Consider the following 12,999-nt stretch of genomic DNA (forward strand, 5'->3'; position numbering starts at 1 on the left):
CCGCCCTCACGGTGGACGGGCCCTTGAAACGGGCCCGCGGCAGCGGCCCGCTATACCATGTCGCAACGCGGGATTGTCAATCGAAACCCCGGATTTGCGGCCGTTTCGCCCGCTCGCGCCGATGCATTGACCTGTTGAAAAACCGCAAAAGCGATTCGTGCAACACTGTGCGCACCTTGCCACAGCGCCCCGCCACGCGTTAAGTTGGGTCTGGACACCATATTTCGTGCGACGAGACCGGCTGTCTACCAGATCTGGTGGTTCGAGGATCATCCTCTTTCATGCTGCGCGGATCGGCGATGCGTCGCATGGGTCAAGAGTTAGGAGTCAGTTCATGAGCTGGACCGACGAGCGGATCGATCTTCTGAAGCAACTGTGGGGCGATGGGCTGAGCGCCAGCCAGATCGCCGCGCAACTGGGCGGGGTGACCCGCAACGCCGTGATCGGCAAGGTCCATCGCCTGAAGCTCGACAGCCGCCTCAAGGCGTCCGCACCGCTCGAGGCGGTGGTCGCCCCGCGTGCCGTCCGGCCGGTTCTCGTCGAGGCGATGCCGGACGAGGTGCCGGCACAGCGCGTCCTGCCGGTCCAGACCCCGACCGTCGCCGTCATCACGCCGGCCGTCGCAGCGGCGCCGCGCCCCGTGCGCTCGGCGACCCTCGGCGCGACCGCGCTGAAGATCGAGGTCGAGCCGGACGAGCAGGTCGAGATCGTCGGCCGCGCCGAAGTGGCCCACGGCCCCGGCGAGGTGGTACCGATCTCGCGCAACCTGACGCTCGTCCAGCTGTCGGACCGCACCTGCAAGTGGCCGCTCGGCGATCCGCTGTCGGACGAGTTCCGCTTCTGCGGCAACCACGCGCCGGACGCTTCGCCCTATTGCCAGTATCACGCGCGCATCGCCTTCCAGCCCGTTTCGGAGCGCCGCCGCGTCCGCTGATGCGGCAAGGGTGCGACATCGAGAAAGGCCTCGTCTTCGCACGAGGCCTTTTTCGTTTTCGGCGGAGGGTGGAACAGCCGTTGTCCGGCACTGGCGTGCGCGGGGCGCTTGCGCTATGGGGGCGCCCATGACCCAGGACACCCTCCCCGACCGCCTCGCCATCGATCCCGACAGCCCGTTCCACAACGAGGAACTCCTGTCGCAGGGCATCGGTATCCGCTTCAACGGCTCCGAGAAGACCAATGTCGAGGAGTATTGCGTCAGCGAAGGCTGGATCAAGGTCGCGGCCGGCACGGCGCGCGACCGCAAGGGCAAGCCGATCCTCCTCAAGTTGAAAGGGACCGTGGAGCCCTTCCTGAAGGGCGACGCCGCCTGACGATCCGATGCGGGCGGCCGGAACCCGGCCGCCCGCCGAACTGCCTCGTCGAGCCGTCAGACGGCTTCCGGGCGAACGCTCGACGCGCGCGGCGCGGCGGCCGTGAACGTCTCGTCCAGCGCATAGCCCGCGCCGCGGACGGTGCGGATCGGATCGCGCTGGCGACCGCGGTTCACGGCCTTGCGCAGGCGTCCGACATGGACGTCCACGGTGCGCTCGTCGACATAGATGTCGCGGCCCCAGACGCCGTCGAGCAGTTGCTCGCGCGAGAACACGCGGCCCGGCGACTGCATCAGGAATTCCAGAAGCTTGAACTCCGTCGGCCCGAGCTTCAGCTCGCGGCCCGCCCGGCGAACGCGATGCGTCTCGCGGTCGAGGTCGATGTCACCGGCGACGAGCTGCGAGGAGATCCGCTCCGGCTTCACCCGGCGAAGCATGGCGCGCACGCGGGCCATCAGCTCCGGCGTCGAGAAGGGCTTCACGACATAGTCGTCGGCACCGGTCGACAGGCCGCGCACGCGCTCGGACTCTTCGCCCCGCGCCGTCAGCATGATGATCGGCAGCCGTTCGGTCTCGGGCCGCGCGCGCAGGCGCCGGCAGAGCTCGACGCCCGAAAGGCCGGGCAGCATCCAGTCGAGGAGGAGGAGGTCGGGCACCTGCTCCTTGAGCCGGAGGTCCGCCTCGTCGCCGCGCGCGATCGTGTCGACGGCATATCCCTCGGCCTCCAGGTTGTAGCGCAGGAGGATCGAGAGCGCCTCCTCGTCCTCCACCACCGTGATGCGCGGCGCCATGGTCAGGCGCCCCGCAGGCCGACCGGCGCGACCAGGGTCGGGGTCGAGTCGCCCTTCGGACGCTCGATCTCCATCTGGCTGCCGGTCTTGATGTAGAAGATCGTCTCCGCGATGTTGGTCGCGTGGTCGCCGATGCGCTCGATGTTCTTGGCCGAGAACAGGAGATGGGTGCAGGCGGTGATGTTGCGCGGATCCTCCATCATGTAGGTCAGGAGTTCGCGGAAGATCGAGGTGTAGAGCGCGTCGATCTCCTGGTCGCCCCGGCGGATCGCCTCGGCGCGCAGATGGTCGCGCGTCGCATAGGCGTCGAGCACCTCCTTCAGCTGGCCGAGCGCCAGTTCGGACATGTGCTCGATGCCGCGCACGAGCTGCACCGGCTGGGTGTGCTCCTGCGTGGCGAGGACGCGCTTGGCGATGTTCTTGCCGAGATCGCCGATGCGCTCGAGATCGTTCGAGATGCGGATCGCGCCGACGATCTCGCGCAGGTCGTGGGCCATCGGCTGGCGCTTGCCGATGGTCATGATCGCGTGCTCGTCGATCTCGCGCTGGGCGGCATCGAGGAGGACGTCGTCGGCGACCACCGATTGGGCGAGCCCGGCGTCCGAGCGGATCAGCGCCGAGACGGCCTGCTCCACCATGCGCTCCGCCTGGCCGCCCATCTCGGAGATGCGGCGCAGAATGAACTTCAGTTCCTCGTCGTAGGACGTGACGATATGGTGTTCCATGACGCGTCTCCCTTCATGGATTGGGGCCGCCGCCCGGTTGTGCCTCGATCCGGTCAGCCGAAGCGGCCGGTGATGTAGTCCTGAGTCCGCTTGTCGTCCGGATTCTGGAACATCTTCTCGGTCGGGCCGACCTCGACGATCTTGCCCAGGTGGAACATCGCGGTGCGCTGCGAGACGCGGGCCGCCTGCTGCATCGAGTGCGTGACTATCACGATCGTGTAGTTCTGGCGCAGCTCGTCGATCAGCTCCTCGACGGTCGCGGTGGCGATCGGGTCGAGCGCCGAACAGGGCTCGTCCATGAGGATGACCTCGGGGCTCACGGCGATCGCGCGGGCGATGCACAGGCGCTGCTGCTGGCCGCCCGACAGGCCCGTGCCGGGATCGTGGAGCCGGTCCTTCACCTCCTCGAACAGGCCCGCCTTGCGAAGCGAAGTGACGACGATTTCCTCGAGGTCCGTCTTGGACTTAGCGAGACCGTGGATCTTCGGGCCGTAGGAGATGTTCTCGAAGATCGACTTCGGGAACGGGTTCGGCTTCTGGAACACCATGCCGACGCGGGCGCGGAGCTCGACGACGTCGATGCCCGAATTGTAGATGTCCTCGCCGTCGAGCGCCACGAGGCCCTCGACGCGCGCGCCGTCGACCGTGTCGTTCATGCGGTTGAGCGTGCGCAGGAAGGTCGACTTGCCGCAGCCGGACGGGCCGATCAGCGCGGTCACCTGCCGATCGTAGACATCGAGATCGACCGAGAAGAGCGCCTGCTTGGGGCCGTAGAAGACCGAGACGCCCTTGCCGCGCATCTTGGCGGCGGGGGTCTTGCCCGCGGCCGCCGAGGCGGCCGCCTTGATCGGAAGCTGTTCCATCATGAGTTTCGCCTCTACCAGCGCCGCTCGAAGCGGCGGCGAAGAATGATCGCCGTGATGTTCATCACGGCCAGGAAAAGGAGCAGCACGATGATCGCGCCGGAGGTGCGCTCGACGAAGGCGCGCTCGGCCTCGTTCGCCCACATGTAGATCTGAACGGGCAGCGCGGTGGCCGGGTCCATCGGCGTCGCCGGATAGTTGGCGACGAAGGCCACCATGCCGATCAGGAGAAGCGGCGCGGTCTCGCCGAGCGCGTGGGCAAGGCCGATGATCGTGCCGGTGAGAATGCCGGGCATCGCGAGCGGCAAGACATGGTGGAACACCATCTGCATCTTCGAGGCGCCGAGGCCGAGCGCTGCGGCGCGGATCGAGGGCGGCACCGCCTTCAACGCCGCGCGCGTCGCGATGATGATCGTCGGCAGCGTCATCAGGGTCAGCACCAGGCCGCCGACCAGCGAGGCCGATCGCGGCAGGCCCATGTAGTTGACGAAGATCGCAAGGCCGAGGAGGCCGTAGACGATCGAAGGCACGGCCGCGAGGTTGTTGATGTTCACCTCGATGAAGTCGGTGAAGCGGTTCTTCGGCGCGAACTCCTCGAGGTAGATCGAGGCGGCGACGCCGATCGGGAGCGCCAGCGCCAGGACGATCGCCATCATGTAGAGCGAGCCGATGATCGCCACGCCGACACCCGCCGTCTCGGCACGCGACGAGGCGCCGAAGGTGAAGAGGCCGGTGTTGAAGCGCTGCTCGAGGTCGCCCGACTGCTCGAGCGTGCGAATCCATTCGAGCTGCTTGTCCTTGATCGGACGGCGCTCCTCGGGGATCGACAGGTCGAACTGGCCCTTCACGGCCGAATCCACGGTCGAGTTGGCGTAGAGCCAGACGTCCTGCGTGGTGCCGATGACGGACAGATCCTCCATCACCATGCCGCCGAGCTGCGTGCGCACGCCCTGCGAGACAAGTTGGGTCGCGGCCGCGACGTCGGCGCGGTTGTTCGGGTCGATGCCGAGACGCTGGACCAGCGCGTCCTGAACGAGTTTGGGATAGTTGGCGAGGCGCAGGGCCTGCATGTCCTTGCCGCCCGTGTTCTTCGGGTCGATCACGCTTGCCGAGAAGGTGATCGGCAGGCGGATCTGCGTCTGCCAGAAGGCCGTGTAGCCCTGGCTGATCACCGTATAGATCAGCGTCGCGAGGAAGATCATGCCGATCGCGATCGCCGAGATGCCGTAGGCCTTGAAGCGACGCTCGGCGGCGTAGCGCTTTTTCAGGCCGATGTCGCGACGCGGCGGCGCCTTGGCGTCGGCGACCGCACGGCCGCCGGTGGGGAAGGTCGCGTCGCTCATCAGTCGTACTGCTCCCGATACTTGCGCACGATCGCCAGCGCGATGACGTTGAGGACGAGGGTGATCGCGAACAGCGTGATGCCGAGCGCGAAGGCGACGAGGCTCTGCGGCGAGGTGAAGTCGAGATCGCCGGTCAGCTGCGAGACGATCTTGATGGTGACCGTCGTCATCGCCTCGAAGGGGTTGGCGGTAATGTTGGCGGCGATGCCCGCGGCCAGCACCACGATCATGGTCTCGCCGATGGCGCGCGAGGCGGTGAGGAGGAGCGCCGAGACGATGCCCGGAAGCGCTGCCGGAAGCACGACCTTCTTCACCGTCTCGGACGGCGTCGCGCCGAGGCCCAGAGAGCCGTCGCGAAGCGAGCGCGGCACGGCGGTGATGATGTCGTCCGACAGCGACGACACGAAGGGGATCAGCATGATGCCCATCACGAGGCCGGCGGTCAGGATCGACTGGGCCTGGATGAAGCTCGAATAGTCGCCCGTCAGGAGGCCGTTGATGTCGGCCGAGAGGTCGCGCAGGAACGGACCCACCGTGATCAGGGCGAAGAAGCCGTAGACGATGGTCGGGATGCCCGCGAGGACCTCGAGGAGCGGCTTCACCACCGACCGCACGCGGTTCGAGGCGTATTCCGCCATGTAGATCGCGGCGAACAGGCCAACCGGCACCGCGAAGAGCATCGCGACGAAGGCGATGTAGAGGGTGCCGAGAAGAAGCGGGATGAGGCCGAACTGGCCGGTCGCGGTCGACCCGGCGGCCGCGAAGCGCGGCTCCCAGACGGTGCCGAAGAAGAAGCTCGACGGCGGCACGCGGCTGAAGAAGTCGATTGATTCGAACAGCATCGAACAGACGATGCCGACCGTCGTCAGGATCGCGATCGAGGAGCAGAGGACGAGGAACGACTTGACCACCCGCTCGACCTGGTTGCGGGCGCGAAGGCGCACGGCGACGCGCCGCAGCGCGAAGACGAGGCCGGCGACGGCGACCGCCAGGACGAGAACCGTCATCGCGAGGCGGCTCGTGTCTTCGAGCCGATTGCGCTCGAGCGCCTGGCGGATCATCGAGTCGGTCGCCTCGGTCGGCACCGGGATGCCGCGACGCGCGAGCAGCGGGCGCAGGTCCGCGACGTTGATCTGGTCGAGGTTCTCGCGCTCCTCGGGCGGAAGGAGGCGGATGCCCTCCCCGATCGAGCGCACGAGGCTCGCGCGGAGCGTCGGCGCCAGGTTCGTCTCGGTCGCGGTCGCGTCCGGCACGACGACGAGGCTCGTCACCACGACGGGCGAGACGGCGAGCCAGATCGCCATCAGGAGGAGCGCCGGGATCGTCGTCGCCATGGCGGCGTAGACGCCGTGATAGATCGAGCGCGAATGCAGCTTGTCGGTGGATGCGGCGGCGACCGCGGCGCTTCGTCGGCGCGCCGCCACGAAACCGACGGCGCCCAGCGCCAGCACGGTCAGAACGATTGCAAGGATGGACACCGTCCCGCGTCTCCCGACAGGATGAACGAACGAAACGGCCCGGAAGTCCGGGCCGCCGAGAGGAACGACGCGGCCCGCACGAGGCCGCGTCGCGAAAGTCCGGTCAGCCGCCGATCGTGGTGCCGGCCGCGAACTTCTGGCGGGCTTCCTCGCGCTGGGCGTCCGGCGCCGGGACGAGGCCGTACTGGGCGAGCGGGCCGTCCGGGCCGATCATCTGCTCGGACAGGAAGAAGTCGACGAACTCGGACAGGCCCGGAACGACGCCGATATGCGCCTTCTTCACGTAGAAGAAGAGCGGACGCGACACCGGGTACTCGCCCGAGGCGACGGTGGCGACCGAAGGCGTCACGCCGGCGACGGTCGCGACCTTCAGCTTGTCCTGGTTCTGCTCGTAGAAGGCGAGGCCGAACACGCCCATACCCTGCGGGTTGGCGGCGATGCGGGCCAGCGTCTCGGTGTAGTCGCCGGCGATGTCGGTCGCCTTGCCGTCGTTGCGGACCTGGTGGCACTGCGCGGCGGCCGCCTTGTCATCCATTCCGGCGGCCTTGAAGGCCTCCAGGGCGCCCGAGGCCTTGCAGCCGGCGTCGAGGACCTTCTGATCGAAGACTTCGCGCGTGCCGTGGTTCTCGGCCGGGATGAAAGCGGCGATCGGCTGGCTCGGCAGCGACGCGTCGGCCTCGTTCCAGGCGGCGTTGGTGTTGTCGACGACCTTGCCGTCCTTGACGATCTTGGCGGCGAGCGCGTTGAAGACCGCGGTCGGAGTCAGCGCGAAGCTCGGGCCCTGGGCGGCCGAGGCGAAGACGATGCCGTCATAGCCGAAGCGCACTTCCTGGATCTCGTTGACGCCGCCGTCCATGCAGGCCTTCTTCTCGGAGTCCGAGATCGGGCGCGAGGCGTTGGCGATGTCGACGGTCGCCGGGCCGACGCCCTGGCAGAACTGGCGGAAGCCGCCCGAAGTACCGCCCGACTCAACCACCGGGGTCGGGAAGTCGGGATAGACCTCGCCGAAGTTCTCGGCGACGATCTGCGCATAGGGCAGGACCGTCGAGGAGCCGGCGGCCTGCACGGGCTCGGCGGACTGCGCGAAGGCCTGGCTGGAAAGGGCGAAGGCAGCGCCGAGCGCGAGGCCGGCAAGCGTCTTGTTCAACACGAGGTTGTCTCCGTCATGGAGTTTCGAAAGCGAACCGCCCGACGTCTGCGAGTCTGCGGTGCCGGTTCGCCGCTTGGTCTATCGACCCCGCGCAACTCCTATATGACAACAGCATATGCGATTTATGACAGTCCAAGCCTCTGTTATCGCTCGGGTTTATCGAACGCATCGAGAAAGCGGACGAAACGGACCGCGAAGGTCGCGCCCTTTCCGGGCTCCGAGGTGATCGCCAGCCGCGTGCGGTGCCGGGTCAGGACGTGCCGGACGATCGACAGGCCGAGGCCGGTGCCCGGCTTTCCGGTGCTCCCCTCCTCCACGCGGTAGAAGCGCTCGGTGAGGCGCGGCACGTGCTCGGCCTTGATGCCCTTGCCGAAGTCCCGGACATAGGCCTCCACCCCCTCGCCGTCGCGCCGCAGGCCGATCTCGACGCGTCCGCCGTCGCTGCCGTACTTGCAGGCGTTCTCCATGAGGTTGGCGAAGACCTGGATCAGCTCGTCCCGGTCGCCATTGACGAGCACGCCGTCGCCGTCGAGCCCGACGAGCTGGATCGCCAAACCGCTCTCAGTGGCCTGAGGCCCCAACTGCCGCGCGACGGTGCGCAGGACATCGGCGATGTCGGCCGCCTCGTTGGCCCGCAGGCGCCGCCGCGTCTCGATGCGCGACAGGGACAGGAGGTCGTCGATCAGCCGCGACATGCGCCGCGCCTGATCCTGCATGATATCGAGAAAGCGGGCGCGCGCGGCGGCGTCGTCGCGAGCCGGCCCCTTCAGCGTCTCGATGAAGCCGGTGAGCGAGGCGAGCGGCGTGCGCAGCTCATGGCTGGCGTTGGCCACGAAGTCGGTGCGCATTCGTTCCAGCCGCCGCGCCTGCGTGAGGTCGCGCAGGAGGAGCAGGAAGAACGGCGGACGCGCCTCGCCGGCAAGGCGCAGCGGCAGGATATCGATGCCCCAGGACCGGTCGGTCGGCAGGCGCTCGGTCAGTTCCTCCTGCTCGGCTTCGTCGTTCTCGACCGCCCGCTCCAGGGCGGCCAGAAGATCGGGCGCGCGAAACCGCATGGCGATCGGATCGCCGAGCACCAGCGGCCCGAAGGCGCGCATCGCGCCGGCGTTGGCATAGCGCAGCGCCAGCGTGCGATCGACGATGACGGCAGGCTCGCGCACTGCCTCGACGACGCTCTTCACGCTCGCGTCCGGCCAGAGCGGCTGGCGCCGCGCACGTGCGCCCTGGGTGCCCTTCGGCAACGTCCGGTTCGCGCTACGCAGGAGAAGATGGAATACGAGGCCGGCGACGACGAAGACGATCGCCATCGGTCGCACCGCGGGCGTGGTGACGGCCGCCATCACGAGGCCGGCCGCCCAGATCAGCGCCGGCGCGTATCGCAGCCAGCGCCGCGCGGTGTCCCTGGCGGAGCGTCCCGTCTCGTCCACGCGTCACCTTGTGCGTTTGAAAGGGAGAATCAGCCGACGCGGCGAAGGCGCAGCGAGAAGACGTCGACGTCGTTGGTGGTGCCGTTGACGCCCGGCTCGATGGCGATCGAGGCCGGCGAGCGGGCATCGGCCGGCACGGGAACGTCGAAGATGAAGGCTTCCTCGGTCATCGTCGTTGAGAAGCTCTGGCGCTCGCAGAGGCTCGTGCCGCCGAAGAGGCAGCGCACCGAGAACTCGCGCGGCGAGCCGTCGGGCGAACCGGCCGTCACCTCGATGCGGACGTTCGAGCCCGCGATCTCGCCGACGACGCCGGGACCGATCGCCATCAGGACCTCGCCCTCGCCGGTCGTCGGCCCGGAGACGCGCACGGCGTCGCGCCCGCCCGAGCGGGGCGCCGCCTCGATGCGACCGCCTTCCGGTGTCGACAGGCTTTCAAGGTCGTCGCCGTCGAACACGGTGATCCACGACAGGGCCGACGTCTCAGGGGACGCCGAGGACGTCTCCGGACCGGAGCCACGGATCATGCCGCCGACGAAATAGGCAAGAAGCGCCAGCACCACCGCGAACGCGACCGCCGCTACCAGCACGGACCGGGCGGAGCGCACAGGCCTTGCGCGTTCCTGCAGCGGCCGATCGCCGCCCGGCGTCCAGGCGCCCTCGCCCGCTTCGGCGTCGGATCGTGCGGGGTCGAAGGCCCGTGGGTCGCGAGGTCCATTGCCGAACGCCGCCTCATCGTGCGTGGACGGGGGCGCGGGCGGGATGAAGCCCGGATCGGCCTCGGCTTCCGCGATGGCCGACGTCGACGGCCAGTCGGCATAGTCGGCCTCGACGCGGTCGATCGTCTCGGCGAGCTTGGCGCGCTGGGCACTCGCCTCGTCCTCGCTGCCGCCGCGCGTTTCCAGCATCCGCTCCAGCGCGCGCTCGGAGGCGGCATAAATGCTTTCCCGGAAGGCCGGATCGCTCGCGTCGCCACCCGCAAGGGCGCGTCGCAGGCTGTCTTCCATTGCGCTCATGACATCTCCCGGCCGATCGAGGCGACACCGTCGCGACGGTGCCTCGGCATCGCATCTGGATAGCGAATGCGGCGGAATGGAGCAATCACATGCGGCGGAGCGCTCCGGTGCGGCGCAAGGCCCCGGACCGCTTCGGCCTTTCCTTTCCGCCGGCGCGCCCGACCTTTTGCCGACGAACCAGCCAACAGCGTGCGAAATCGACCCTCATGCCGCCCCCGAACGCCACGCCCAACCCGATCGGCCAACATGGCGTGATCGGCGACCTGAAGACGCTCGCGCTTGTGGCGCCCGACGGGCGCATCGACTTCCTGTGCCATCCCAACGTCGATTCGCCGACGCTCTTCGCCAGCCTGCTCGACCCCGAGAACGGCGGCGAGTTCCGGCTCTGGGCGATGGCCGAGGGCATGGGCCAGAAGCAGATCTACCTGCCCGACACCAACATCCTGCTCACGCGGTTTCTCGGGCCGAACGGCATCGGCGAGATCTCGGACTTCATGCCGCTCGACGGATCGGGGCGCATCGTGCGCCGGGCGAAGGCGATCATGGGCCGCGTCACCTTCGCGCTGCGCCTCGACCCGCGACCGGAATATGCGAGTCTGCGCCCGGCCGTGTCGATCGACGACGGCACGGCGCGGATCGCCTGGTCGCGCGACGACGGGACGCCCCAGACCATGTGGCTGCACACCTCGCTTCCCCTGCGGATCGAGGACAATACGATCGTCGGCGAGATCACGCTGAGAGAAGGCGAGACCGTCTTTGCCATCCTCTGCCCGGGCCACGAGGGCTGGGATGCGCCCGACATGGACTACGTGCGCTCCTCGTTCCGCGAGACGCGGGCCTACTGGCACGACTGGGTGTCGCGCGGACAGTATCCGACCTTCTGGCGCGAACTCGTGGTGCGCTCGGCGCTGACGCTGAAGCTTCTCACCTCGGCGGAGCACGGCTCGATCGCGGCCGCCGCGACCTTCGGCCTTCCCGAGGTCGTCGGCGGCGAGCGCAACTGGGACTATCGCTTCTGCTGGGTGCGCGACTCCGCCTTCACCCTCTACGCCCTGTCGCGCCTCAACTACTACGACGAAGCGGAGGCCTTCATCCACTTCCTGATGGAGCGGGTGACGGTCAGCGACGGCGACCGGTCGGGCCTGCAGATCATGTACGGCATGGACGGGCGCGCCGAGATACCGGAGGCGGAACTCCCGCACCTGTCCGGCTACGGCGGCTCGAAGCCGGTGCGCGTCGGCAACGGCGCCTTCGACCAGCGCCAGATGGACATCTTCGGTGAGTTCATGGACGCGGTCTACATCGCGACGCGCGCGCGGGGTAAGCCGAGCTATTCGGTCTGGGCGAAGCTCGAGGGCCTGATCGACTGGCTCTGCGTCAACTGGCGCCTGCCCGACCGCGGCATCTGGGAAAGCCGCGGCGAGGACAAGGAATATCTGTCGTCGCGCCTGATGTGCTGGGTGGCGATCGACCGCGCCATCCGCATCGCCACGCGCGAGTCGATGCCGGCCGATCTCGTCGCCTGGCGCCAGCAGCGCGACGCGATCCAGAGGACCATCGTCGAGGAGTTCTGGAACCCGGAGATCGGCGCGTTCACGCAGTTCCGGGGCGGCGACACTTTGGACGCCGTCGTGCTCCTGATGCCGCTCGTGCGCTTCATCAACCCGCGCGATCCGATGTGGGTGTCGACCTTGAAGGCGGTGCGCGAGAACCTCGTCCACGACTGCCTCGTGAAGCGCTACGTCAACGGCCCGGAGAACGACGACGGGCTGGAGGGCGAGGAAGGCTTCTTCTCGATCTGCTCGTTCTGGTACGTCGAGGCGCTGGCACGCACCGGCTACGTCGCGGAGGCGCGGCTCCTGTTCGAGAAGCTGCATTCCTACGCCAACCATCTCGGCCTCTACGCCGAGGAACTGTCCACCGACGGGCAGCATCTCGGCAACTTCCCGCAGGCGCTCACCCACCTGTCGCTGATTTCGGCCGCCATCTGGTTGAACCGGGCGCTGACGGCCGACAGATCGGACCCCCACCATGCCGGCTTCCAGATGATCGAGGACCCCGATGGCATCTTCTGACCTTCTTTCGCTCGCCGGCCAGGTGGCCGTCGTCACGGGCGCTTCGGCCGGCATCGGCCGGGCCTGCGCGGTCGAACTGGCGCGCGCGGGCGCCGACGTCGCGGTGAACTACCACGGCTCGCGCGAGGGCGCCGAGGAGACGGTCGCCCTGATCGAGGCGCTGGGGCGACGCGCGATCCCGGTGCAGGGGGATGTCGGCACGGAGGGCGACGTCGCGCGCCTCTTCGACGAGGCGGAACGGCAGTTCGGACCGGTCGACATCGCCGTGTCCAACGCCGGGCGCCAGAAGGACGCCGCCCTCACCGACATGACGCTCGACGACTGGAACGCGGTGATCGGCACCAACCTTACCGGCGGCTTCCTGATGGCGCGCGAGGCCGTGCGCCGGTTTCGCGCCAAGGGACGCCGCCCGGAGGTCAGCCGCGCGCTCGGCAAGCTGATCTTCGATTCCTCCGTGCATCAGCGCATTCCCTGGGCGTTCCACGTCAACTACGCGGCGTCCAAGGGCGGGCTGAAGCTCCTGATGGAATCGGTCGCCCAGGAGGTCGCCTCCGAGGGCATCCGCGTCAACGCGGTCGCGCCCGGCGCCATCGCCACCGCGATCAACCAGTCGGAGCGCGAGAAGGCGGGAGGCATGGACGCGATGCTGAAGCTCATCCCCTACGGGCGGGTCGGCGATCCCGAGGATGTCGGACGCGTCGTCGCGTTTCTCGCCTCCGATGCCGCGGACTACATCACCGGGCAGACGCTGTTCGTCGACGGCGGCATGGTGCTCTATCCCGGCTTCAAGGGCAACGGCTGACACGAAAAAGGGCGGCTCGGGG

General features: G+C 68.2%; 12 protein-coding genes. 4 read left to right on the top strand and 8 right to left on the bottom strand.

Features of this window, described 5'->3' with window-relative positions; genetic code table 11:
* The first annotated feature begins 334 nt into the window (after window positions 1–334).
* Window positions 335–934, top strand: coding sequence for a GcrA family cell cycle regulator (locus BM175_RS07990; protein WP_090961721.1), 600 nt, complete (start codon window positions 335–337; stop codon window positions 932–934).
* A gap of 127 nt (window positions 935–1,061) precedes the next feature.
* Window positions 1,062–1,310, top strand: coding sequence for a DUF3297 family protein (locus BM175_RS07995; RefSeq protein ID WP_090961724.1), 249 nt, complete (start codon window positions 1,062–1,064; stop codon window positions 1,308–1,310).
* A 56-nt stretch (window positions 1,311–1,366) separates the two neighbouring features.
* Here the strand turns inward: BM175_RS07995 and phoB are convergent, their stop codons facing one another.
* From phoB to BM175_RS08035, 8 genes are all read right to left on the bottom strand, one after another.
* Window positions 1,367–2,101 (bottom strand): phosphate regulon transcriptional regulator PhoB, encoded by a 735-nt coding sequence (phoB, locus tag BM175_RS08000; RefSeq protein WP_090961727.1) that lies wholly within the window; start codon window positions 2,099–2,101, stop codon window positions 1,367–1,369.
* A 2-nt stretch (window positions 2,102–2,103) separates the two neighbouring features.
* On the bottom strand, window positions 2,104–2,826 hold the full coding sequence (gene phoU / locus BM175_RS08005) for a phosphate signaling complex protein PhoU (protein WP_090961730.1): 723 nt from the start codon (window positions 2,824–2,826) through the stop codon (window positions 2,104–2,106).
* A 53-nt stretch (window positions 2,827–2,879) separates the two neighbouring features.
* Window positions 2,880–3,689: a phosphate ABC transporter ATP-binding protein PstB gene (pstB, locus tag BM175_RS08010; RefSeq protein ID WP_244545921.1), complete on the bottom strand. Its 810-nt coding sequence runs from the start codon at window positions 3,687–3,689 to the stop codon at window positions 2,880–2,882.
* Window positions 3,690–3,703: 14 nt separating this feature from the next.
* A complete protein-coding gene (pstA, locus tag BM175_RS08015; protein ID WP_090961735.1) occupies window positions 3,704–5,032 on the bottom strand; it encodes a phosphate ABC transporter permease PstA in 1,329 nt (442 codons plus the stop codon).
* Window positions 5,032–6,510 carry a phosphate ABC transporter permease subunit PstC gene (pstC, locus tag BM175_RS08020; protein ID WP_090961738.1) on the bottom strand — a complete coding sequence of 493 codons (1,479 nt, stop codon included), beginning with the start codon at window positions 6,508–6,510 and terminating at the stop codon, window positions 5,032–5,034. Before pstC ends, pstA begins: the two co-directional genes overlap by 1 nt.
* A 103-nt stretch (window positions 6,511–6,613) precedes the next feature.
* A complete protein-coding gene (locus tag BM175_RS08025; protein ID WP_090961741.1) occupies window positions 6,614–7,657 on the bottom strand; it encodes a PstS family phosphate ABC transporter substrate-binding protein in 1,044 nt (347 codons plus the stop codon).
* Window positions 7,658–7,803: 146 nt separating this feature from the next.
* The gene (locus BM175_RS08030; protein WP_090961743.1) at window positions 7,804–9,087 is read right to left on the bottom strand and encodes an ATP-binding protein; all 1,284 of its coding nucleotides are present in this window, start codon (window positions 9,085–9,087) and stop codon (window positions 7,804–7,806) included.
* A 29-nt stretch (window positions 9,088–9,116) separates the two neighbouring features.
* Window positions 9,117–10,100 (bottom strand): hypothetical protein, encoded by a 984-nt coding sequence (locus BM175_RS08035; protein ID WP_139224588.1) that lies wholly within the window; start codon window positions 10,098–10,100, stop codon window positions 9,117–9,119.
* Between the two features lie 206 nt (window positions 10,101–10,306).
* On the opposite strand from BM175_RS08035, the gene BM175_RS08040 reads away from it, so the two are divergent.
* Window positions 10,307–12,175 carry a glycoside hydrolase family 15 protein gene (locus tag BM175_RS08040; protein ID WP_175526796.1) on the top strand — a complete coding sequence of 623 codons (1,869 nt, stop codon included), beginning with the start codon at window positions 10,307–10,309 and terminating at the stop codon, window positions 12,173–12,175.
* Window positions 12,162–12,977: an SDR family oxidoreductase gene (locus tag BM175_RS08045; protein WP_090961749.1), complete on the top strand. Its 816-nt coding sequence runs from the start codon at window positions 12,162–12,164 to the stop codon at window positions 12,975–12,977. The genes BM175_RS08040 and BM175_RS08045 overlap by 14 nt, the downstream gene beginning before the upstream one ends.
* Window positions 12,978–12,999: the final 22 nt, after the last annotated feature.

Origin of the sequence: Aureimonas phyllosphaerae, from assembly GCF_900113065.1 — a bacterium.
Lineage (GTDB): Bacteria > Pseudomonadota > Alphaproteobacteria > Rhizobiales > Rhizobiaceae > Aureimonas > Aureimonas phyllosphaerae.

Excerpts from the sequence above, each read along its gene's own strand:
- pstA (WP_090961735.1), bottom strand. The coding sequence starts at position 5,032 with ATGAGCGACGCGACCTTCCCCACCGGCGGCCGTGCGGTCGCCGACGCC.
- BM175_RS08040 (WP_175526796.1), top strand. The coding sequence starts at position 10,307 with ATGCCGCCCCCGAACGCCACGCCCAACCCGATCGGCCAACATGGCGTG.
- BM175_RS08035 (WP_139224588.1), bottom strand. The coding sequence starts at position 10,100 with ATGAGCGCAATGGAAGACAGCCTGCGACGCGCCCTTGCGGGTGGCGAC.
- phoU (WP_090961730.1), bottom strand. The coding sequence starts at position 2,826 with ATGGAACACCATATCGTCACGTCCTACGACGAGGAACTGAAGTTCATT.
- pstB (WP_244545921.1), bottom strand. The coding sequence starts at position 3,689 with ATGGAACAGCTTCCGATCAAGGCGGCCGCCTCGGCGGCCGCGGGCAAG.
- phoB (WP_090961727.1), bottom strand. The coding sequence starts at position 2,101 with ATGGCGCCGCGCATCACGGTGGTGGAGGACGAGGAGGCGCTCTCGATC.
- BM175_RS07990 (WP_090961721.1), top strand. The coding sequence starts at position 335 with ATGAGCTGGACCGACGAGCGGATCGATCTTCTGAAGCAACTGTGGGGC.
- BM175_RS08045 (WP_090961749.1), top strand. The coding sequence starts at position 12,162 with ATGGCATCTTCTGACCTTCTTTCGCTCGCCGGCCAGGTGGCCGTCGTC.
- BM175_RS07995 (WP_090961724.1), top strand. The coding sequence starts at position 1,062 with ATGACCCAGGACACCCTCCCCGACCGCCTCGCCATCGATCCCGACAGC.